Raw genomic sequence first — 18,824 nt, forward strand, 5'->3', positions numbered from 1 at the left:
TGCAATCTCGGGTTCAGTCGGGATAGAGCGAAACGAGTGCCGTCGAAAGAAGCTCGTCGGCATAGGCATTGGCGGATTTCTGATCCTTGTCGTTCAGTCCGACTTCGCGACACCGCTGGCGCACTGTGTCCTGAATCAGCGCCGCGATCCCCCGCGCCTGTTCCGGACTGCCGTTTTCCGATGTGTCAAGCGCCAGAGCCAGTGCCGTCATCGATATGATCTCGAGCACGACCATGCGCGCCTCAAGATCGGTTCTAATTAATCCGTCGGCATCCACGCCGTCCCGCTTGGAAGTTTCGCCCACCGCCCCGACTCCATTAGACATTCGGAATAGATGAACTAGGGGAGAGATTGAAACTTTAAAGCGTATAGTGCTAATTTTGCTGCCGATCATACTTCCTGAGGCAAGTACGCCGAAAGTGCCTCAATCATGGCCTTTCCGGCAGATTCGATCGTATCGCTGTTATCGATCGTAACGACGTTATAGTCGCCCGTCACGCCGAGAGAACTGCGCTGCAGTCGTCGGAGAATGTCCTCCTTGCTCTCCCGCCCGCGGGCTTCGAGCCGCGCAGCCAGCACTTCCGGACGGGCCGTCACGTTGATGACGACGAGGCAGGAATAGGCTTCGGCGAAGGCGGCGAGCGCCGATCGCGATCCATTGGCGATGACGAGCGCGCCGGCGGCAACGGCATCCCGGGTTTCGGCAGGTATGCCGTAATGCAGGCCGTGCGCTGCCCAGGAGACGGCAAAACGGCCTTCCGCCTCCAGCTTTTCGAAATCTGCCTCGCAGACACCGTCATGGTCCTCGCCGCCAGCAGCCGCATCCCGGGTGATGATGCGCCGGGCGAAGATGACGTCCTCGCGGTCTGCGAAGATGTGGGCCGCATGGGCCATCAGCGTATCCTTGCCAGCACCGCTCGGGCCGACCACCACGGCCATGCAGCCGGAACGTCTTTCCTCGGGACTTTGTGGCCGGGCGTCCATCACGCCACCCGTCGACCCTGCCGCCAGACGGCGCGCGACACCGGCACGCCTTCCTGACGGTGAACACGGACCATGTCGGCGCGCAGGCCGGTCGCGATCCGGCCGCGGTCGTCGAGGCCGGCAGTTCGCGCAGGGGTGGCGGTGACCATGGCGATCGCCTTGGGCAGCGTGATGCCGTTCACGTCGTCGGCCAGGATGAACGGCGCATAGAGCAGGCTGAGCGGCACGTAATCCGATGAAAGCACGTCGAGCACGCCCTTTGCCGCGAGGTCACGCGCGGCGATATTGCCGGAATGAGACTTGCCGCGCACGACGTTGGGAGCGCCCATGAGAACGCTCATACCATGCTCGTGCGACGCCTTTGCAGCCTCGAAGCTCGTTGGGAATTCGGCAAGCTTGACGCCGTTCTCGATCGCCTCGTCGACATGGGCGAGCGTCGCATCGTCATGGCTGGCGACCGTGATGCCGCGCTCGGCGCAGTGTCTGGCAATCGCGATCCGGTGCGGCGTCGAATTGCGCTGCGATTCCTCGATCCGCTTGTCGACGAAGATCTTGAAGGCCTCGTCGGTAAGGCCGCGCTTCTTCTGGTAGTAGAAGATGTACTGGTCCATGGTCTGGAACTGGCGCTGGCCGGGCGCATGGTCCATCAGCGAGACGAGCCGCACATGGCTGTCATTCTCGAAATCGGCGAAGTGCTGCAGCACGTTGTCGGCCGAGACTTCGCAGCGAAGGTGGATCAGGTGCTCGGAGCGCAGGCGCCCATCGCGCTCGGCGGCCTGGATGGCATCGGCCATCTCGCGCATCTCGCCGTGCTCGAAACCGCCATCCTCGTCGGAACCCATGCGCAGGCAGTCGAACACGGTGGTGATGCCGGAGGAGGCGATCTGCGCGTCATGGGCCTGGATCGCCGCCGTCGCGTTCCAGCGCACGCCGGGACGCGGCGAATAGTGCTGTTCAAGGTGGTCGGTGTGAAGCTCGACTAGGCCCGGGATCAGGTAATCGCCCTCGAAATCTTCACCGGTATGGACGTTGCCCTCGGAAATATCGGCAATCTTGCCGTCGCGGATCTGCACGGAGCCGGAGATCATGCTGTCCTCCAGCACGATACGGGCATTGGTGATGACGAGTTCGGCGGTCATGGTGCGGTCTTTCTGAGGTCGGAAACGGATGCCAGCGGAATATGGCGAAGGGCGGTGAAGGGGGCGCCGCGCTCGGGCTCGACGAAAATGGCCAGTCCGTCGATGGCAAGCGGCCTGTTGATGAAGTCGGCAAAGCGGGCTTCGAGCGCTGCGCGCATGGCCGGCGCCTGTTCTGGGGGAACCTGGCCGGACAGCGTCATGTGAAAGCGGAACTCGTCCATGACGTAAGGGTAACCCCAGCGCATCAGATTTGCACGGTGTTCGGGCGACAGACTGTCCGGCTTGCGGCGGGCGATATCGGCATCAGAAAGCGGTGCCCGAAAAGGCTCGAAATCCTCGACGATCTCGGCGGCGAAATCCTGCAGTACGGGATAGACACGGTCCGGCACCAGCGCAAAGAAGCGGCCGAGCTGGCCGATCACGACATTCGGAATGTCGAAGGCAGGCGTCGAGGCAGCAAAGTCCTCAAAGGCTTCGAGCAGCTCTTCCTCCGTATGTCCCTCTGCCAGTTCGAACGGTGCCTTAAGCGTCGCGTGAAAGGCGTAACGGCGCGGATCGGCGGTCAGGGCATAGACGTCGTCGGTGGAAATGCCAGCGACATCCGGCGTCGGAAATGTCTCGCCCGTGAAGGCATCGCGGCCGAGCCAACGGGATGCGGTCGTCGTCAGCGGGTGGCCCGCGGCGGGGAAAAATAGATCGCGTAGCGCAAGGTATCGGTCCGGAATCAGGAACAGGGCGGCGGCAGGAGACTAGCCCTCTGCCGCGCTCGAAGACAGGCCCTGCGCCTAAAAGATTTCCATGACAGAATGATGATGTCCGGCGGTTTTTCTGCGGGCCCCTAATGGGTAGGCCCGCCGATCAGTCGCGAGCGGATCGCGTTGGAGACATTGTCGAACAGGAAGACGACGAACAGGATGAGCAGCACCATATAGGCGACCTTGTCCCAGTCGGCATTGGTGCCCATCGCTTCGAGCAGCTTGAGGCCGATGCCGCCGGCGCCGACGGCACCGATGACGGTCGCCGAGCGGGTGTTGGATTCCCAGAAATACAGGGACTGGGAAATGAACACCGGCAGGACCTGCGGCACGACGCCGAAGCGGTTGACGATCACCGGGGGGCGCCGACTGACTTCACGCCCTCGCGCTGCTTGTCGTCGACATTCTCGACAGCTTCCGCATAGACCTTTCCGAGTGCGCCGGCATCGGTGAAGAAGATCGCCGCGATGCCGGGGATCGGTCCGGGGCCGAAGGAGCGGGTGAAGAACAGCGCCCAGATCAGCATGTCGACCGAACGCAGGAAATCGAAGAGCCGCTTCATGCCCCAGTTGGCGGCGCGGTTTCGGGTAATGTTGCGCGCGGCAATGAAGGCGAGCGGGAAGGCGAAGATCGTGCCGAGCAGCGTGCCGACAAAGGCCATGACCAGCGTCTGGAGAAGCTTCGACAGGATGTCGGCGTGTTGCCAGACATTGTTGCCGAGGAAATCATCGACCATGTGGCCGATATTCGAGCGGGCCGGGTCGAGACGCTCACCGAACGTCGCCAGGTGGGCGAGCTGACCCCAGCTCTTGCCCCAGAATTCAGACTTGGTGTCGAACAGGAAGTTCGCCCAGCCGAGGAAGCGGCGCTGAACGTAGACCTGGCTGGTGCGGATTTCCGCCTGGCCCTCGAAGCCGTAACTGACGATGACCTTGGAGCCGTCCTGCTGGATGGCGGCAGGGGCGCCGGCAGGCGCGGTCGCGGCATCCTCGGTGATCATGACCGGATAGGCGGTGCCGTTTACATAGACATCGACGCGGCTGGTGGTCACGTCGAGACGGTCGGCTTCGCTGCCATAGGTGACCGAATAGCCGCCGTTTTGCGTCGGCTGCAGCCAGAAGATGTCGGCGCCTTCCGCATATTGCCCGCGGCTCGACCATTGCGGCTTGACCGTGCCGTCATCCTGAAAGCGAAGGCGCGGCTGGGCGCGCCAGGAATACCAGTCCTGGATGTAGGAGGAAGCGCGATCCCACTGACCGTTCATGAAGGCGGGGCCGACATTGAAGGCGAAGAAGCAGATCACGAGATAGGCAAAAACCATGCCCGAGCTGACGAGCAGGCCGTAGCGCCGCATGAAGGATCGGTGAAAGACTTCCGGATAGGCGGCGCGCAGGCGCTCGCGGTCGGAGGCGTTGATGCTAGGAACCGAGGACGTCAACAGGCTGCTCCCCTGCCGAGTTCGAAGGACTGCTGGCCGATCAGCCGGCGGCGAAGCCAGCTCGAAAACTGATCGATCGCGATGACGCTGACAAGCAGAAGGATGATGATCGCATAGGTCTTGGCGGCGTGATCGCGACCGATTGCGAGACGGAACACTTCGCCGATGCCGCCGCCACCGACAGCGCCGATAATGGTCGAGGCGCGTACATTGATCTCGGCGCGCAGCAGCGTATAGGAGACGAAATTCGGCAGGACCTGGGGAACGATGGCGAAGCGCACGCGCTCGACCCAGGAGGCACCGGCGGCCCGCAGGCCCTCGTCCGGCTTCATGTCGGAATTCTCGACCACTTCGAAGAACAGCTTTCCGAGCGCGCCGATCGTATGGACGGTGATGGCGATGATCGCGGCGATCGGGCCGATCGACAGGATTGCGGTCAAGAGGCCGGCGATGACGATTTCCGGGAAGGCGCGCATGATCTCCATGATACGACGCACGACGAAGCGCGTGGCGCCCGCACCGACGAGGTTGGTCGAGGCGAAGAAGCAGAGCAGGAATGCCAGAGCCGCGCCGATGATGGTCGAAACCAGCGCGATATTGATGGTGATGATCAGCTGGTAGAAGAAATTCGGAATGTAGAACGTGTCGGTGATGTAGTGGCGGTCGGCCGTGTAGTCGTATTTCAGCGAGCCGTCGGCATAGGGCGAGGGCAGGTCGAACATCGCCCGGAAAATTTCCATCGGACTGTCCGGCACGAAGCTGCGGATGAAATCGAAGAAATAGGGCAGGCGTTCGAAGAACTTGCCGGCATTCGCATCATTGGCGAATTGCAGCGAGGCGAAGAGCGCGATGAGGAAGACACCGATCGAGATCGCGGTATAGACGCGGCGAGTCTTAAGCTGCTGCCGGTAGTGCTGCATCATCAGGGATGCCGAAGGGCCGAGGCCGCCAGTGGTATTTTCGCTGATGGTCGCCATGATCCGCGCTCTTGGTTTGCAAACGGCGGCGCTCGGGGAGCGCCGCCGCAGGAGGATGGAAAGGAAGATCAGCCGCCGATGACGGACTTACGAGCGTCGATGATCGTCTGGTAGAAGGACGGATCGACCTTGATGTATTCCTTGTTGTCGCCCTGGGTGTAGGCCTTGAAGCAATCGTGGTCCTTCTTCGGCAGTTCGAGGAAGTAGGCTTCGACCTTGGCGCGCATGTCTTCCGGCAGCTTGTTGTTGACCATCAGCGGGCCGTTCGGGATCAGCGGGGACTTCCAGACTTCGACGATGTCGTCCATGTCCAGATTGCCCTTGTTGACCATCTGGTGCAGGTTGCCGCCGGTGTAGCCGTCTTCCCACTTGCCGACGCCCGAACCGAAGGTTGTGCCGACGTCGAACTTCTTGTCGAGAACGGCGAGAACGAGGTTCTCATGGCCGCCGCCGAAGCCGCTTTCAGAGAAGTATTCCTTGACCGGTGCGCCGATTTCCTTCGGCAGGGCAACGTTCGGGACGAGGTAGCCGGAGGTCGAGATCCGGATCGGCGAAGCCGATCTTCTTGCCCTTGGCGTCGGCGAGCGTCTTGATGCCGCTGTCCTTGCGGGCAACCATGATGGAGTAGTAACCGGAAGAACCGTCCGACTGGGTGTAGGTCAGGATCGGGTCGACAGCCTTCGGGTCCTTCAGCGCGATCGCGGCGTAGGAGGAAGCGCCCATCGAAGCGATGTCGATCGTGCCGCCGAGCAGGCCCTGGATGACGCCGTTATAGTCCGGCGACGGGAAAATCTGGACTTCCGGAACGCCGGTGAAGGCCTTCAGGCCGTCAGCGACACACTGCGTGTTGCGGATCTGGTCGGCTTCGTTTTCCGAGCCGTCGAGACCGATGCGCAGAACCTTGACGTCCTGGGCCATTGCGGAGCCGGCGAGCACGCTAAGTGCAACGGCAGCGAGAAGAGCTTGTCTCAGCATGGTGATCTCCTGTTTCCGGGTGTTCCGGAGTTGGGTCATGAAAAATTGCGCCCTTGACGCGGGCAGACGATCGTCATGTGCGGGCTCAGGCCCTGGCGCTTGCCAGTGTGCTGATGCCGCCCGATTCCTTGGCCGTGCTCACCTGAGCAGCGGGGATGTTGATGCTGGTCGAGGTCATCGTCTCGTCGATGCCTGCGCCGTCCCTGTCGGAGCCGTAGATCTCCTGGACCGCGTCCGCGTTCAGCTGCGACGGTGTGCCGTCGAAAACGACACGGCCGGCCGCCATGCCGATGATCCGCTCGCAATAGCTGCGGGCGGTATCGAGCGTATGCAGGTTGGTGATGACGGTGATGCCTTCGCGCTCGTTGATGTCGCGCAGCGCATCCATCACGATCTTGGCGTTGAGCGGATCGAGCGAGGCAATCGGCTCGTCGGCGAGCAGCATTTTCGGCGCCTGCATGAGGGCGCGGGCAATCGCCACGCGCTGCTGCTGGCCGCCCGAAAGCGTGCCGGCGCGCTGCATCGCGGTCTGCTCGATGCCGAGGCGCTCAAGCGCCGCGATCGCGGCAAGACGCTCGTCGTCGGAGAAAATGTTGAGAAGGCTCATCATCGTCGAGCGGTGGTTCAGTCGGCCAAGCATGACGTTGGTCAGAACGTCGAGGCGCGGCACGAGGTTGAACTGCTGGAAGATCATCGCGCAGTCGCGCTGCCAGTTGCGCAGGCCGGCACCCTTGAGTGCCGACACTTCGGTGCCGCCGAAATGGATCGAGCCCGAGCTCGGCTCCTGCAGGCGGTTGATCATGCGCAGGAGTGTGGACTTGCCGGCGCCGGAACGACCGATGATGCCGACCATCTGGCCCTGGGGAATCTCGACATTGACGGCATTGACCGCGATACGGTCGCCGAAACGCCTGGTTACATTCCTCAGTTCAAACGTCATGTCTTAAGTCCGCCTTAACCCCTAATGGGCATCGGCTTAGACCGGCTTGATGAATGCTGAATGTCGGTTTGATGTCTGTTTTGTAACAAGCCTGAGTGGCTTGTCACAGTTTCGTTATGCGCTGTAACGGGACAGGAAATCTTCTGCCGACAGCGCACGGAAATCATCGAGCGCCTTGCGCAGCCTGAGATGATCCCAGTCCCACCAGGCGAGCCGGTCCATGCCCTCGCCGATCTCCTTGGTGAAGCGCTCGCGGATCAGCTTCGCCGGCACACCGCCGACGATCGTATAGGGCGCGACGTCCTTGGAGACGACGGCGCCCGCGCCGATCACAGCGCCATTGCCGACGGTGACGCCGGGCAACACAGTGGCGCCATGGCCGATCCAGACGTCATGGCCGATGGTGACGCGGTTCTCGCGCCGCCACTCGAAGAAATCCTTCTCGTTTTCGGCATCGTCCCAGTAATTGGCAGCACGATAGGTGAAGTGGTGCAGTGTCGCCCGCCATGTCGGGTGGTTGGTGGCGTTGATGCGCACCGAGGCGGCCATGTTAACGAACTTTCCGATCGTCGCGCACCAGATCGAGCCGTCCTGCATGATGTAGGAATAGTCACCGATCTCAGCCTCGTCGATGCGACAGCGCTCGGCGATTTCCGTATAGCGGCCGATCTTCGAATTGCTCACGCTGGCCGTCTCGTGGATGACGGGCTCCAGCCCGACTTTGGCACTCATGCTGCAATGGCCTTCCGGGGAGAGAATGCACTGACGTCGAGAATGCGATCGGCGACGGCCTCGCGCACTTCCTCGTCGTGGAAGATGCCGAGCATGGCCACACCCTCTTCCTTCTTGGCGGCGATCATTTCCACCACGACGCGGCGATTGGCGGCGTCGAGCGAGGCTGTCGGTTCGTCGAGAAGCAGCACACGGTGGCTGGTGATGAAGCCACGGGCGATGTTGACGCGTTGCTGTTCGCCGCCGGAAAAGGTGGCGGGCGGCAGCGACCAGAGTTCGCGAGGCAGGTTGAGCCGGGCGAGCAGCTCAGCCGCCTTTTCCTTGGCGATTGCCGCCTCGATGCCACGGGCCACCAGCGGTTCGGCGACGACATCGATCGCCGCAACGCGCGGCACGGTGCGCAGGAACTGGCTGACATAGCCCATCGTATGGCGGCGCACGTCTATGATCGTACGCGGATCTGCTTTTGCGATATCGACGATACGGTCGTTGTGATCCACCAGGATCTGGCCGGCATCGACGGCATAGTTGCCGTAGAGCATTTTCAGGATCGAGCTCTTGCCGATACCCGACGGGCCGCCGAGGACGACGCATTCGCCGCTGGCAACGGAGAAATTCACATCGTTGACGACCGGCAGCTTGATGCCGTCGCGCAGATGCATGGTGAAGCTCTTGAAGACTTCCGAGACGACGAGGGAGTGGCCATCGGGATCTCCTTTATACTTGCAGGATGGAGGAAACGAGAAGCTGGGTATAGGGCTCGCGCGGATCGTCGAGCACCCGGTCGGTCAGACCGTGTTCGATGACGTGGCCGTCCTTCATCACCATCATCCGGTGGGAGAGAAGCCGTGCGACCGCGAGGTCATGGGTAACGACGATCGCGGCAAGGCCCAGATCGTTGACGAGGCCGCGCACGAGATCGAGCAGGCGGGCCTGTACCGAGACGTCGAGACCGCCGGTCGGCTCGTCCATGAAGACGAGGCGCGGGCCGGTGACGAGATTACGGGCGATCTGCAGGCGCTGGCGCATGCCGCCGGAAAAGGCGCGCGGCTGGTCGTCGATGCGGTCGGCCGAGATTTCGACGCGACCGAGCCAGTCGGTCGCCGTCTCGCGGATCTTGCCGTAATGCCGGTCGCCGACTGCCATCAAGCGTTCGCCGACATTGGCGCCGGCAGACACCGTCATGCGCAGCCCGTCAGCCGGGTTCTGGTGGACGAAACCCCAGTCGGTGCGCATCAGGAAGCGGCGCTCCGCCTCGCTCATATGGTAGAGATCACGGAAATTGCCGTCGCGCATCCGGTATTCGACGCCGCCGGCGGTCGGCATCAGCCGGGTCGACAGGCAGTTGAGAAGCGTTGTCTTGCCCGAGCCGGATTCGCCGACGATGGCGAGCACTTCGCCTGGCCACAGTTCGAAATTGACGTCCTTGCAGCCGATGCGGCTGCCGTAGAATTTCGAGACGCCGCTGACTTTGAGAAGGGAGTGTCGGTCATTCTGCGGCTTCCTGCTTGGGGGATCCATCCTGGGCCAGCATCGCGCCGACATGGCCGTGTTCGCGGCGGTCTTCGCAATGGTCGGTATCGGAGCAGACGAACATCCGCTCGCCCTTGTCGTCGAGTACCACTTCATCCAGATAGACGCCGTGGGCGCCGCAGAGCGCGCAGTCCTGCTCGAACTTCTGGATCTCGAACGGGTAATCCTCGAAATCGAGGCTGACGACTTCGGTATGCGGCGGAACGGCGTAGATGCGTTTTTCACGACCGGCGCCGAAGAGTTGAAGCGCTTCCGACATGTGCATTTTCGGATTGTCGAATTTCGGCGTCGGCGAGGGGTCCATCACGTAGCGGCCATCCACCTTGACCGGATAGGCATAGGTCTTGGAAATGCGGCCGTTGATGGCGATGTCTTCGTAGAGCTTCACATGCATGAGGCCGTATTCTTCCAGCGCATGCATTTTCCGCGTCTCGGTCTCGCGCGGCTCGAGGAAGCGCAGCGGCTCGGGGATCGGCACCTGGTAGACGAGAACCTGGCCCTCCGTGAGTTTCGCTTCAGGAATGCGGTGGCGGGTCTGGATGATCGTCGCATCCTTGGTATGCGTCGTCACAGCCACGTCGGCGACCTTCTGGAAGAAGGCGCGGATCGAGACGGCATTGGTCGTGTCGTCGGCGCCCTGATCGATGACCTTCAGCACGTCTTCCGGGCCGATGATCGAGGCGGTCACCTGAACGCCGCCGGTGCCCCAGCCATAGGGCATCGGCATTTCGCGCGAGGCGAACGGCACCTGATAGCCGGGAATGGCGATCGCTTTCAGGATCGCGCGGCGGATCATCCGCTTCGTCTGCTCGTCCAGATAGGCGAAGTTGTAGGTGGCGAGATCGGCAGTCATTCGGCAGCGTCCTTCATCTCGGTTTCGCCGTTCCGCGCAGCTTCGATATCGGCGCGCATCTTGCGTACCATCGCGAGCTCGGCCTGGAAGTCGACGTAATGCGGCAGTTTCAGGTGCTCGACGAAGCCGGTCGCCTGCACGTTGTCGGAATGGGAAATGACGAATTCCTCGTCCTGCGCCGGTGCGGTGATGTCTTCGCCGAGTTCTTCCGCACGCAGCGCGCGGTCGACGAGTGACATGGACATCGCCTTACGCTCGTTCTGGCCGAAGACGAGGCCGTAACCGCGGGTGAACTGCGGCGGTGCCTTGGACGAGCCTTTGAACTGGTTGACCATCTGGCATTCGGTGACGCGGATGCGTCCGAGCGAGACGGAAAAACCGAGTTCCGGCACGTCCATCTCCACCTCGACCTCGCCGATGCGGACTTCGCCGACGAACGGGTGGTTACGGCCGTAGCCACGCTGGGTGGAATAGCCGAGTGCCAGAAGAAAGCCTTCGTCTCCGCGGGCAAGCGCCTGGAGGCGAAGATCGCGGCTCATCGGGAATTCCAACGGCTCGCGCGTCAGGTCGCCGGCCGGCTGGTCCTGCGGCAGGTCGCCATCGGCCTCGATCAGGCCTTCATGGGCGAGAATATCGGAGACGCGCATGATCGCCTCCTCGCCGGCTTCCCGGCGGGCGGGTTCCTCGACCGCTTCGTCGGACAGAAGCGACGGGTCGAGCAGGCGATGGGTATAGTCGAAGGTCGGGCCGAGCAGCTGGCCGCCAGGCAGGTCCTTGTAGGTGGCCGAGACGCGGCGCTCGACCTGCATGTCGGCCGTGTCGAGCGGCACGGAACTGCCGAAGCGCGGCAGCGTCGTGCGATAGGCGCGCAAGAGGAAGATCGCCTCGATCAGGTCGCCGCGCGACTGGCGAACGGCAAGCGCTGCGAGCGACCGGTCATAGAGCGAGGCTTCCGCCATGACGCGATCGACGGCGAGACCGAGCTGCTCGACGACTTGATCAATCGTAACGGATGGCAGCGAACGGTCGCCCCGGCGCCGGTCGGCGAGCAGCCGGTGGGCATTGGTGATGGCGGCCTCGCCACCCTTGACGGCAACATACATGGTTCATTCTCCTGCCCGTCTCGCGCCTTTATTGGTGCGATCGGAGCCTTGTCGTTGCGTTATGGCGTCAGCCGTTGATCCGGGTGGTGCGTGGCAGGCACAGGAAATGCCGTCCGGCCGTCAGGATCACGTCGATGCCGCGCGGGAAGAGCGTGCGGTTGTCGGCCCAGAGCCTGAGGAATGTCTCGGGCAGACCAGCGACCTTGGCGGTCGTGCTGTGCAGGATGCCCGGGCCGGCAAGCGTCAGTTCCTGGCCTTCGCCAAGCGCTTCCACCTCTATGACCAAAGTCGTCGAGCGGTCGGGATATTCCTGGGTGCCGGCGGAGAAGAGGCCGAAGGAGGAAAGCGGCGAGGATGCTTCCTTGAAGGCGAAACGGGCCTCGGCCTTTTCGCGGGTGATCGGCGCGCCGGAGTGAAAGCCGATCCATTCGGCGACGGCCGATTGCGAGAAGCCAGCGCTCAACCAGACGGGGGTGTCGTGATCGCAGAGCGTCAGCGCGATGGCGCCGGCGGCCGGTCCGAGCGGTTCCGGCTGCCCGGCATCCTGCTCGACGGTGCCGATCGTACCGGGACGAGCCATGCCGTCCATCACCATGCGGAACACGCTCTGGGATTCGAAGACGGGATTGGAAAAACCGCCGGTGAAAGCTTCTGTATTGGCGGCCATCAGTCGTCTCCCCGTACCATGGTGAAAAAGTCTACGCGGGTTGCGGCGGTCTCTTCGGCCTTCTGAGCTTCTTCCGCGGCGAGCCGCGTTTCGACCGGCGCAAGAATGACGGTCTCGACGAAGTCGCGGCTTGCCTCTTCCTGCCAGAGCGCATCGAAGATCGCCGAAAGTCGGGCCTTTTCCTCTCGGTACCGAGTGCCTGGGCATGGCCGACAGTGCCGGAAGCGAGCGCTACCGTGGCGCGCGTGACGGTGGCTTCCCCGAGGTTGAATGGGCTGCCGCCGCCGCCGATGCGGCCGCGAACCATGACGAGCCCGGTCTCGGGGCCGCGGACCGGTCTGGCCTCCGGCTTTTCCGCCAAGGCATCCCAGGCAGCGCGAATTTCATTGAGGGTTGCGCCGGCAAGAAGGCCGGCGCAACGGCGGCGCCCGGCTAAGTCCGTATCCGGCACGGTCTGCTGTGCAACATCCATGGCCAATCTCCAAAATGTCTATTGATATAGACAACCATACAAGATAACTTAGCCATAACTTTCAGATATAACAAGCGTGTGACATGGATATGCAGGAAGCGGCGGTTCGCCGGCGAAACGGGGTGGCGCTTTGGCGGCAGATCGCGGATCGAATTCGGTCCGCCATTGCCAGCGGTGAATATGATGAGGCTGGAAAAGTGGCGCCGGAAATGGTGCTGGCGGCCCAGTTCGGCGTCAATCGCCATACCGTACGCAGTGCGCTCGCAGCGCTTGCGCAGGAAGGCATCGTCCAGGCGGTACAGGGTCGCGGCACACTGATCCTGCGCAAGGAGCGGATCAATTTCCCGATCTCGAAGCGAACCCGCTTCAACCAGGGCGTCGGCGATCAGGCACGGGAAAAGGAAGGCATTCTCCTGGCCTCCTCGGAAGAAGCTGCGTCCGCAGAGCTAGCTGCCCGACTGCAGTTGCCGACAGGCGCGCGTGTGATCCGCCTCGAAACCTTGAGGAAGGCCGATCGCCGCCCCGTCTCGCGGGCTACAGCCTGGTTTCCCGCAGAGCGCTTCGCAGGCATTGCCGATGCCTATCGCGACAGCGGTTCCATCACCGCAGCCTTTTCGGCGGTCGGCCTGACCGACTATGTGCGCGTCTCGACGGAAATCACCGCCGTGCATGCGGATACCGACGATCTCTCGTCGCTGGCACTGTCACCCGGTGCGATCGTACTGGTGACCCGCGCGCTGAACGCCGATCCGAACGGCGTGCCGGTCCAATACGCCGTTAGTCGCTTTCCGGCCGACGCGGTGCAGTTCACGATCGAGAATTGAGCGCTACTCCGCCGGCCACTGGCGCGCTGTGTGGATGACTGCGAGGATACGCACCGTGTCCTCGATCAAATCATAAACGATGAAGTAGCTTGGATGGACGAGCAGTTGTCTTGTGCCGGCGGCACGCCCCGATCGGCCTGATCGGGGAAGTGCGATAGTTGCTGTGAAGCCTTGGCGAAGACGTCATCCATGTCCGCCGCTGCGCCCGGATTGTCCTGACGGATATGGTCAAAGATGGTTCTGCGATCGCGCCGTGCGGGAAGCGTCCAGACAAGTCTCATCGCGCGGAGGATTTTCGGGCATTGTCTCGTAGCGTCGAAAACTCTGCCTCGATCTCGTCGCTGGAGATTACCTCTCCGGCATTCGCCGCATCGATACCGGCTTGAACTTTACGACGAAACCATGCGTCGTAATCCGCAGCACCCTTTTGCTTTTCTATGTATCCACGCATAAGGTCGCGGAGCACATCCGCGTCATCTTTATGCTGCGCCCCGGTCGCTTCGCTGAAGGCCTTCTTCAGTTCTTCTTCGACCTGAAACGTAAATGTCGTCACATCGGCCATAGCTGCAATCCATGTGTCACGCTTCTCCAAGCTAACACATGGATTGTCGAACGCTAAGCTTCAATGCGCGCCGGACATGTCGCCGAGGACTTCCTTCGATGCGACAGTGGAATCGGCGTTGAGAACGTAGACCATCGGCACGCCGGTCGCGAGGTTGAGCTTCAGGATCTCTTCCTTGGTCAGCCGGTCGAGCACCATGACCAGCGAACGCAGCGAGTTGCCATGCGCGGCGACCAGAACCTTTTCGCCGCGCAGCACGCGGGGCAGGATTTCCGTCAGGTAATAGGGCCAGACGCGGGCGCCGGTGTCGCGCAGGCTTTCGCCGCCCGGAGGCGGAACGTCATAGGATCGGCGCCAGATATGCACCTGCTCCTCGCCCCACTTGGCGCGGGCATCGTCCTTGTTGAGACCGGAGAGATCGCCATAGTCGCGTTCGTTGAGCGCCTGGTCACGGATCGTCTCCAGACCTTCCTGGCCGAGCTTGCCAAGCACGATCTTCAGCGTGTCCTGGGCGCGCTTCAGGTCGGATGTGAAGGCGATGTCGAACTTGATGCCGGTATCGGCGAGCGCCTGACCGCCGGTCTCTGCTTCCTGGATGCCGAGCGGGGTCAGCTCCGGGTCCTTCCAGCCGGTGAACAGGTTTTTGAGGTTCCAGTCGCTCTGGCCGTGGCGAACGAGGACGAGGGTACCGCTCATTGAAAATTCCTCCAGGATTTTAAGAGAGCCCGAGCACGTCGAGCATGGAATAGAAACCGGGCTTCTTGTCGCGCGCCCAAAGCGCCGCGACAACCGCACCGCGGGCGAAGATCGTGCGGTCGCGGGCGCTGTGGGACAGCGTCACGAGCTCGCCTTCACCGGCGAGAATGACCGAGTGGTCGCCGACGACAGAGCCGCCGCGCAGCGTCGCAAAGCCGATCGTCCCGCCGGGACGGGGGCCGGTATGGCCGTCACGCACGCGCACAGACTGGGCGGCAAGATCGACGCCTCGACCCTGCGCCGCCGCCTCTCCAAGCAAAAGCGCGGTGCCCGAAGGTGCATCGACCTTGTGCTTGTGATGCATCTCGACGACTTCGATATCCCAGCCGTCTGCCGGCAACGCACGCGCCGCCTGCTTCGTCAGAACGCTGAGCAGATTTACGCCGAGGCTCATATTGCCGGACTTGACGACACGAGCATGGCGGCCTGCGGCTGAAAACTTCTCTTCGTCGCCCGCCGAGCAGCCGGTCGTACCGATCACATGCACGATCCGCGCCTGGGCGGCGAGGCCGGCAAAGGTAACGCTTGCGGCCGGCGCCGTGAAATCGACCACGCCTTCGGCATTCAGGAAGGCTTCGAGCGGATCACTGGTGACGGCCACGCCGATCGGTCCCAGACCGGCAAGCTCGCCTGCATCCTTGCCGACGAAGGGCGAGCCTTCGCGCTCGATGGCCGCATGCAGCGTGACGCCGGTTGTCTCGTGAATGACGCGGATCAGGGCCTGGCCCATTCTTCCGCCGGCGCCAACCACTACCAGCTTCATGTCACTGCTACTCATGTCCGGCCTGTCCTGCTCTATGCTTCAAGTATGTTCGGGTGCCTGCAGATTGTTGAGGCGAGCGTAAAGACCCTGTTTGCGCCGCGCAAGGTCCTCGTGGGTGCCTTCCTCGACGACCCGTCCGTCCTGCATCACGACGATCTTGTCCGCGTTGACGACGGTCGACAGCCTGTGTGCGATGACGATCACGGTGCGACCGCGCATGGCTGTATCGAGCGCCTTTTGCACCGCTGCTTCCGACTCGTTGTCGAGTGCGGAGGTCGCCTCGTCGAGCAGCAGGATCGGAGCATTTCGAACCAGCGCGCGGGCGATCGAGAGCCGCTGGCGCTGGCCGCCCGAAAGGGTCACGCCATTTTCGCCGACCGGGGTGTCATAGCCTTCCGGCTGCGACAGGATGAAGTCGTGGGCGTAAGCCAGCTTCGCCGCTTCTTCGACTTCTGCGTCGGTCGCATCAGGCCGTCCGTAGCGGATATTGTCGCGGATCGAGCCTTCGAAAAGGTACGGCTGCTGCGACACGTAGGCGAGCTGGTGGCGCACGGACTTCTTGGTGACGTCGGCAATGTTCTGTCCGTCGACCAGGATCTCGCCTTCCGACGGATCATAGAAGCGCGGGATGAGATTGATGATCGTGGACTTGCCCGCACCTGAGGGACCGACGAGCGCAGTCGTCTTTCCGCCCTCGGCAACGAGGTTCACGCCACGCAGGATCGGCGCGCCGGTGGAATAGGAGAACACGACGTCCTTCAACTCGACCTTCGCCTCGCTGATGACGAGATCGCCGGCGCCGGGCTTTTCGCGCTGCTGCGGCTGCATGTCGAGAAGCGCGTAGATCATCTGCGCGTTGACAACGGCGCGATCCATCTGCACCTGCAGCTTGGCAAGGCGGCGGGCCGGGTCGTAGGCCATCAGCAAAGCGGTGACGAAGGCGAAGAACGCGCCTGGCGGAACGCCGTGATTGATCGACCGGAATGCCGCATAGGCGAGCACACTGGAGATCGCGAAGCCCGCGAATGTTTCCGTCAGCGGTGAAGTGCGTTCCGAAAGGCGCGCGATGCGGTTGGAGCGTGCCTCGGCTGTGCGAATGATCTTCTCGACCTTGCGCTCCAGTTCCTGCTCCATGGTGAAGGCCTTTACCACGGCAATGCCCTGGACGGTTTCCTGCATGGCGCCGAGAACGCGGCTGTTGATCTCGACGGATTCGCGGGTGGCAAGCCGCAGCCGGCGCGACACGTAGCGCAGCGCGTATAGAAGAGGCGGCGCAACGGCAAACACGATCAGCGTCAGCACCCAGTCCTTGGAAATCATCACGCCGATCAGCGATACGAGCGTCAGCAGATCGCGGGCGGTCGAGGTGACCGTGAGGTTCATAACATCGCGAATGCCCGCGATATTCTGGCTGACTTGGGCCGCCAGATGGGAGGAGCGCGCTTCGGAGAAGAAGCCGACCGACAGCGTCATCAGGTGGCTGTAGAGCCTCCGCTGATAGCGCGCCACGATGTTGTTGCTGATCTTCGACAGCGCAACCGCCTGGCCGTAAGTGGCAAAGCCCCTGAGGATGAAAGCGGCGAGGATCGCGCCACAGATCAGCCAGACCATGTCCGCCCGCCGGTTTGCGAACGCCTCGTTGACGACGGATTCCATGATCCACGCAGTAAACGCGGTGGACAGCGCCACCACGATCAGACAGGCAATCGCAAACACGTAGCCGCGGACGTGATCTCGGCCGTTTTCCGAGATGATCCGCTTCAAGACGCTGACGACCGTGCCGGAATCGACATGGCGTTTTTTTCTTTTTCAGCCTTCAATAGAAAGTCCCGTTTCGGCGTCATGCCGCACTATATTCGAAGGGGCTTGTTACCCCCTCGGGCGGAGTTTTTCCAGACGATCCCGCCCAATTCGTTAATGCTGTTGCATTCCGGCATTCACCGGCGCCAGCAGCGACCCTCGGTTGCGATACCATAGGCGGAGGGCGTGCGGGCATAGCTGGCAAGGCCGGCAAGTGCTGCCTGGGGGTGTGTGACGACGAAGGTCGGGATGGTCTTCATCAGATCCTGATGCGGCGCTTTGTCCTCGAACTCGGCACGGAATTTCGGCTTCTTGAGCTCCGAAAGGATTTTTGGCGAGATACCACCGCCGAGAAACACACCGCCGCGCGCCATGAAGATCAGCGCCAGATCGCCGGCAAGGCGGCCCAGATAAGACACGAAAAGTTCGATCGTTTCGGCGGCCTGACCGTTCTTGCCGGCAAGACCTTCCTCGGTGACCTCTGGCGGGCTGTCGAGGCTGGGCGTGACGCCGTCGGCGGCGCAAACGGCACGGTAGATGTTGAGAAGACCGCGACCCGAAATGATCTCTTCTGCCGAGACACGACCTTCGATCCTGGCCAGATGCGGGAAGATCTGGTGATCGCGCTCCGAGCGAGGGCCGATATCCACATGGCCGCCTTCGCCCGGCACGGGAAACCAGGTGTCGCGCGCATGCAGAAGCCCGGCGACGCCGAGCCCGGTGCCGGGGCCAAGTACGACGCGGGTGGCGTCGATCGCCGGGGCATCCGGCCCAATCACTTCCCGATCCTTCTCGGTAAGCGAGGCCACAGCGAGCGCCTGCGCCTCGAAATCGTTGAGCACGAGCACGGCGTCGAAGCCGAGTTCGCCGATCATCTTCTTCGGCCGCACGATCCAGTCGCAATTGGTGAGATCGATCTCGTCGCCGTCGATCGGGCCGGCCACCGCCAGGATCGCCGAGCGCGGCTTCGGCAGGTCGGAGCCGAACACCTTGTCGATGATCGCGTCGTCGATCGTCTCATAATCCGCCGTCTGCACATGGATGAAATCCGTGGCCTTGGTTTCGGCATCGACGAGCAAAGAGAAACGCGCATTGGTACCGCCGATATCGCCGATCAGGATCGGAAAGGGCAGGGTGTCGGAATGAATGTCGGCCATGATGGACGGATCTCGCGGATTATTGAAAGGCAATAAAGTTTTCGGCGGTGGCGCGGTTGAGCGCCATCGGAATGTCGTAGACTGTGGCAAGCCGGGTCAGCGCCTTGACGTCGACGTCGTGGGGAAGTGCACTCAAGGGATCGATGAAGAAGATCAGCATGCTGACATCGCCGGTGGCGATCATCGCGCCGATCTGCTGGTCGCCGCCGAGAGGTCCGCTCTTCAGTCGGGTGACATCCAGCCCGGGGCAGGCTTCCTGCACGCGGCCGCCGGTCGTGCCGGTCGCGACAATACGATATTTCGACAATGCGGCCTGATGGGCGCGGGCGAAATCCGCCATGTCGTCCTTTTTCTCGTCATGCGCGATCAGCGCAATACAAGGCTGGACAGAATC

18 protein-coding genes and 5 pseudogenes are annotated in these 18,824 nt (G+C 62.4%); 1 reads left to right on the plus strand and 22 read right to left on the minus strand.

The window, feature by feature from the left end; genetic code table 11:
- Positions 1–13 precede the first annotated feature (13 nt).
- From N7E02_RS16375 to phnG, 15 genes and pseudogenes are all read right to left on the minus strand, one after another.
- Positions 14–304 carry a hypothetical protein gene (locus N7E02_RS16375; protein ID WP_286583257.1) on the minus strand — a complete coding sequence of 97 codons (291 nt, stop codon included), beginning with the start codon at positions 302–304 and terminating at the stop codon, positions 14–16.
- 86 nt (positions 305–390) lie between these two features.
- Complete coding sequence (gene phnN, locus N7E02_RS16380; RefSeq protein ID WP_286583258.1) at positions 391–939, minus strand: phosphonate metabolism protein/1,5-bisphosphokinase (PRPP-forming) PhnN; 549 nt, start codon at positions 937–939, stop codon at positions 391–393.
- 44 nt (positions 940–983) lie between these two features.
- Complete coding sequence (locus tag N7E02_RS16385; RefSeq protein WP_286583260.1) at positions 984–2,123, minus strand: alpha-D-ribose 1-methylphosphonate 5-triphosphate diphosphatase; 1,140 nt, start codon at positions 2,121–2,123, stop codon at positions 984–986.
- Positions 2,120–2,832: pseudogene (locus N7E02_RS16390) on the minus strand (DUF1045 domain-containing protein). The gene N7E02_RS16385 and the pseudogene N7E02_RS16390 overlap by 4 nt, the downstream one beginning before the upstream one ends.
- Positions 2,833–2,961: 129 nt before the next feature.
- Positions 2,962–4,316, minus strand: a pseudogene (phnE, locus tag N7E02_RS16395) (phosphonate ABC transporter, permease protein PhnE).
- Entirely contained in the window at positions 4,313–5,236 is a 924-nt protein-coding gene (gene phnE, locus N7E02_RS16400) for a phosphonate ABC transporter, permease protein PhnE (RefSeq protein ID WP_374730730.1), read from the minus strand. The pseudogene phnE (N7E02_RS16395) and the gene phnE (N7E02_RS16400) overlap by 4 nt, the downstream one beginning before the upstream one ends.
- 125 nt (positions 5,237–5,361) lie before the next feature.
- Positions 5,362–6,268, minus strand: a pseudogene (gene phnD / locus N7E02_RS16405) (phosphonate ABC transporter substrate-binding protein).
- A gap of 85 nt (positions 6,269–6,353) precedes the next feature.
- Entirely contained in the window at positions 6,354–7,208 is an 855-nt protein-coding gene (phnC, locus tag N7E02_RS16410; RefSeq protein ID WP_286583264.1) for a phosphonate ABC transporter ATP-binding protein, read from the minus strand.
- Between the two features lie 114 nt (positions 7,209–7,322).
- Positions 7,323–7,940 (minus strand): DapH/DapD/GlmU-related protein, encoded by a 618-nt coding sequence (locus N7E02_RS16415; protein ID WP_286583267.1) that lies wholly within the window; start codon positions 7,938–7,940, stop codon positions 7,323–7,325.
- Positions 7,937–8,602, minus strand: a complete 666-nt coding sequence (phnL, locus tag N7E02_RS16420) for a phosphonate C-P lyase system protein PhnL (protein WP_286583269.1) — start codon at positions 8,600–8,602, stop codon at positions 7,937–7,939. Before phnL ends, N7E02_RS16415 begins: the two co-directional genes overlap by 4 nt.
- Positions 8,603–8,657: 55 nt before the next feature.
- Positions 8,658–9,461, minus strand: a complete 804-nt coding sequence (gene phnK, locus N7E02_RS16425) for a phosphonate C-P lyase system protein PhnK (protein WP_286583271.1) — start codon at positions 9,459–9,461, stop codon at positions 8,658–8,660.
- Positions 9,430–10,326 carry an alpha-D-ribose 1-methylphosphonate 5-phosphate C-P-lyase PhnJ gene (locus N7E02_RS16430; RefSeq protein WP_286583272.1) on the minus strand — a complete coding sequence of 299 codons (897 nt, stop codon included), beginning with the start codon at positions 10,324–10,326 and terminating at the stop codon, positions 9,430–9,432. Before N7E02_RS16430 ends, phnK begins: the two co-directional genes overlap by 32 nt.
- Positions 10,323–11,429 carry a carbon-phosphorus lyase complex subunit gene (locus N7E02_RS16435; protein ID WP_286583273.1) on the minus strand — a complete coding sequence of 369 codons (1,107 nt, stop codon included), beginning with the start codon at positions 11,427–11,429 and terminating at the stop codon, positions 10,323–10,325. Before N7E02_RS16435 ends, N7E02_RS16430 begins: the two co-directional genes overlap by 4 nt.
- Positions 11,430–11,496: 67 nt before the next feature.
- Positions 11,497–12,096 (minus strand): phosphonate C-P lyase system protein PhnH, encoded by a 600-nt coding sequence (gene phnH / locus N7E02_RS16440; RefSeq protein ID WP_286583277.1) that lies wholly within the window; start codon positions 12,094–12,096, stop codon positions 11,497–11,499.
- Positions 12,096–12,568: pseudogene (phnG, locus tag N7E02_RS16445) on the minus strand (phosphonate C-P lyase system protein PhnG). The gene phnH and the pseudogene phnG overlap by 1 nt, the downstream one beginning before the upstream one ends.
- A gap of 89 nt (positions 12,569–12,657) precedes the next feature.
- Here phnG and phnF point away from each other — a divergent pair.
- On the plus strand, positions 12,658–13,392 hold the full coding sequence (gene phnF / locus N7E02_RS16450) for a phosphonate metabolism transcriptional regulator PhnF (RefSeq protein ID WP_286583873.1): 735 nt from the start codon (positions 12,658–12,660) through the stop codon (positions 13,390–13,392).
- 3 nt (positions 13,393–13,395) lie between these two features.
- On the opposite strand, the pseudogene N7E02_RS16455 reads toward phnF, so the two are convergent.
- The 7 genes and pseudogenes from N7E02_RS16455 to N7E02_RS16485 all read right to left on the minus strand — a co-directional run bounded on the left by N7E02_RS16455 (position 13,396) and on the right by N7E02_RS16485 (position 18,770).
- Positions 13,396–13,673 (minus strand): annotated as a pseudogene (locus N7E02_RS16455) (type II toxin-antitoxin system RelE/ParE family toxin).
- A complete protein-coding gene (locus N7E02_RS16460; protein WP_286583281.1) occupies positions 13,670–13,954 on the minus strand; it encodes a CopG family ribbon-helix-helix protein in 285 nt (94 codons plus the stop codon). The pseudogene N7E02_RS16455 and the gene N7E02_RS16460 overlap by 4 nt, the downstream one beginning before the upstream one ends.
- Before the next feature lie 60 nt (positions 13,955–14,014).
- Positions 14,015–14,650 (minus strand): 2,3-bisphosphoglycerate-dependent phosphoglycerate mutase, encoded by a 636-nt coding sequence (locus tag N7E02_RS16465; protein ID WP_286583283.1) that lies wholly within the window; start codon positions 14,648–14,650, stop codon positions 14,015–14,017.
- A 19-nt stretch (positions 14,651–14,669) separates the two neighbouring features.
- Positions 14,670–15,488 (minus strand): 4-hydroxy-tetrahydrodipicolinate reductase, encoded by an 819-nt coding sequence (gene dapB, locus N7E02_RS16470; RefSeq protein WP_286583286.1) that lies wholly within the window; start codon positions 15,486–15,488, stop codon positions 14,670–14,672.
- Between the two features lie 24 nt (positions 15,489–15,512).
- Entirely contained in the window at positions 15,513–17,237 is a 1,725-nt protein-coding gene (locus N7E02_RS16475) for an ABC transporter ATP-binding protein (protein ID WP_286583288.1), read from the minus strand.
- A gap of 173 nt (positions 17,238–17,410) precedes the next feature.
- Complete coding sequence (locus tag N7E02_RS16480; RefSeq protein WP_286583290.1) at positions 17,411–18,430, minus strand: glucokinase; 1,020 nt, start codon at positions 18,428–18,430, stop codon at positions 17,411–17,413.
- A 19-nt stretch (positions 18,431–18,449) separates the two neighbouring features.
- A complete protein-coding gene (locus N7E02_RS16485; protein WP_286583875.1) occupies positions 18,450–18,770 on the minus strand; it encodes a methylglyoxal synthase in 321 nt (106 codons plus the stop codon).
- Positions 18,771–18,824 lie beyond the last annotated feature (54 nt).

This window comes from Terrirhizobium terrae (assembly GCF_030323265.1).
In the GTDB taxonomy this organism is placed as follows: domain Bacteria; phylum Pseudomonadota; class Alphaproteobacteria; order Rhizobiales; family Rhizobiaceae; genus Neorhizobium.

Excerpts from the sequence above, each read along its gene's own strand:
- N7E02_RS16385 (WP_286583260.1), bottom strand. The coding sequence starts at position 2,123 with ATGACCGCCGAACTCGTCATCACCAATGCCCGTATCGTGCTGGAGGAC.
- phnE (WP_374730730.1), bottom strand. The coding sequence starts at position 5,236 with ATGCAGCACTACCGGCAGCAGCTTAAGACTCGCCGCGTCTATACCGCG.
- N7E02_RS16480 (WP_286583290.1), bottom strand. The coding sequence starts at position 18,430 with ATGGCCGACATTCATTCCGACACCCTGCCCTTTCCGATCCTGATCGGC.
- N7E02_RS16465 (WP_286583283.1), bottom strand. The coding sequence starts at position 14,650 with ATGAGCGGTACCCTCGTCCTCGTTCGCCACGGCCAGAGCGACTGGAAC.
- phnH (WP_286583277.1), bottom strand. The coding sequence starts at position 12,096 with ATGGCCGCCAATACAGAAGCTTTCACCGGCGGTTTTTCCAATCCCGTC.
- N7E02_RS16435 (WP_286583273.1), bottom strand. The coding sequence starts at position 11,429 with ATGTATGTTGCCGTCAAGGGTGGCGAGGCCGCCATCACCAATGCCCAC.
- N7E02_RS16430 (WP_286583272.1), bottom strand. The coding sequence starts at position 10,326 with ATGACTGCCGATCTCGCCACCTACAACTTCGCCTATCTGGACGAGCAG.
- phnN (WP_286583258.1), bottom strand. The coding sequence starts at position 939 with ATGGCCGTGGTGGTCGGCCCGAGCGGTGCTGGCAAGGATACGCTGATG.
- phnF (WP_286583873.1), top strand. The coding sequence starts at position 12,658 with ATGCAGGAAGCGGCGGTTCGCCGGCGAAACGGGGTGGCGCTTTGGCGG.
- N7E02_RS16415 (WP_286583267.1), bottom strand. The coding sequence starts at position 7,940 with ATGAGTGCCAAAGTCGGGCTGGAGCCCGTCATCCACGAGACGGCCAGC.
- phnL (WP_286583269.1), bottom strand. The coding sequence starts at position 8,602 with ATGCATCTGCGCGACGGCATCAAGCTGCCGGTCGTCAACGATGTGAAT.
- phnK (WP_286583271.1), bottom strand. The coding sequence starts at position 9,461 with ATGGATCCCCCAAGCAGGAAGCCGCAGAATGACCGACACTCCCTTCTC.
- dapB (WP_286583286.1), bottom strand. The coding sequence starts at position 15,488 with ATGAGTAGCAGTGACATGAAGCTGGTAGTGGTTGGCGCCGGCGGAAGA.
- N7E02_RS16485 (WP_286583875.1), bottom strand. The coding sequence starts at position 18,770 with ATGGCGGATTTCGCCCGCGCCCATCAGGCCGCATTGTCGAAATATCGT.
- N7E02_RS16460 (WP_286583281.1), bottom strand. The coding sequence starts at position 13,954 with ATGGCCGATGTGACGACATTTACGTTTCAGGTCGAAGAAGAACTGAAG.
- phnC (WP_286583264.1), bottom strand. The coding sequence starts at position 7,208 with ATGACGTTTGAACTGAGGAATGTAACCAGGCGTTTCGGCGACCGTATC.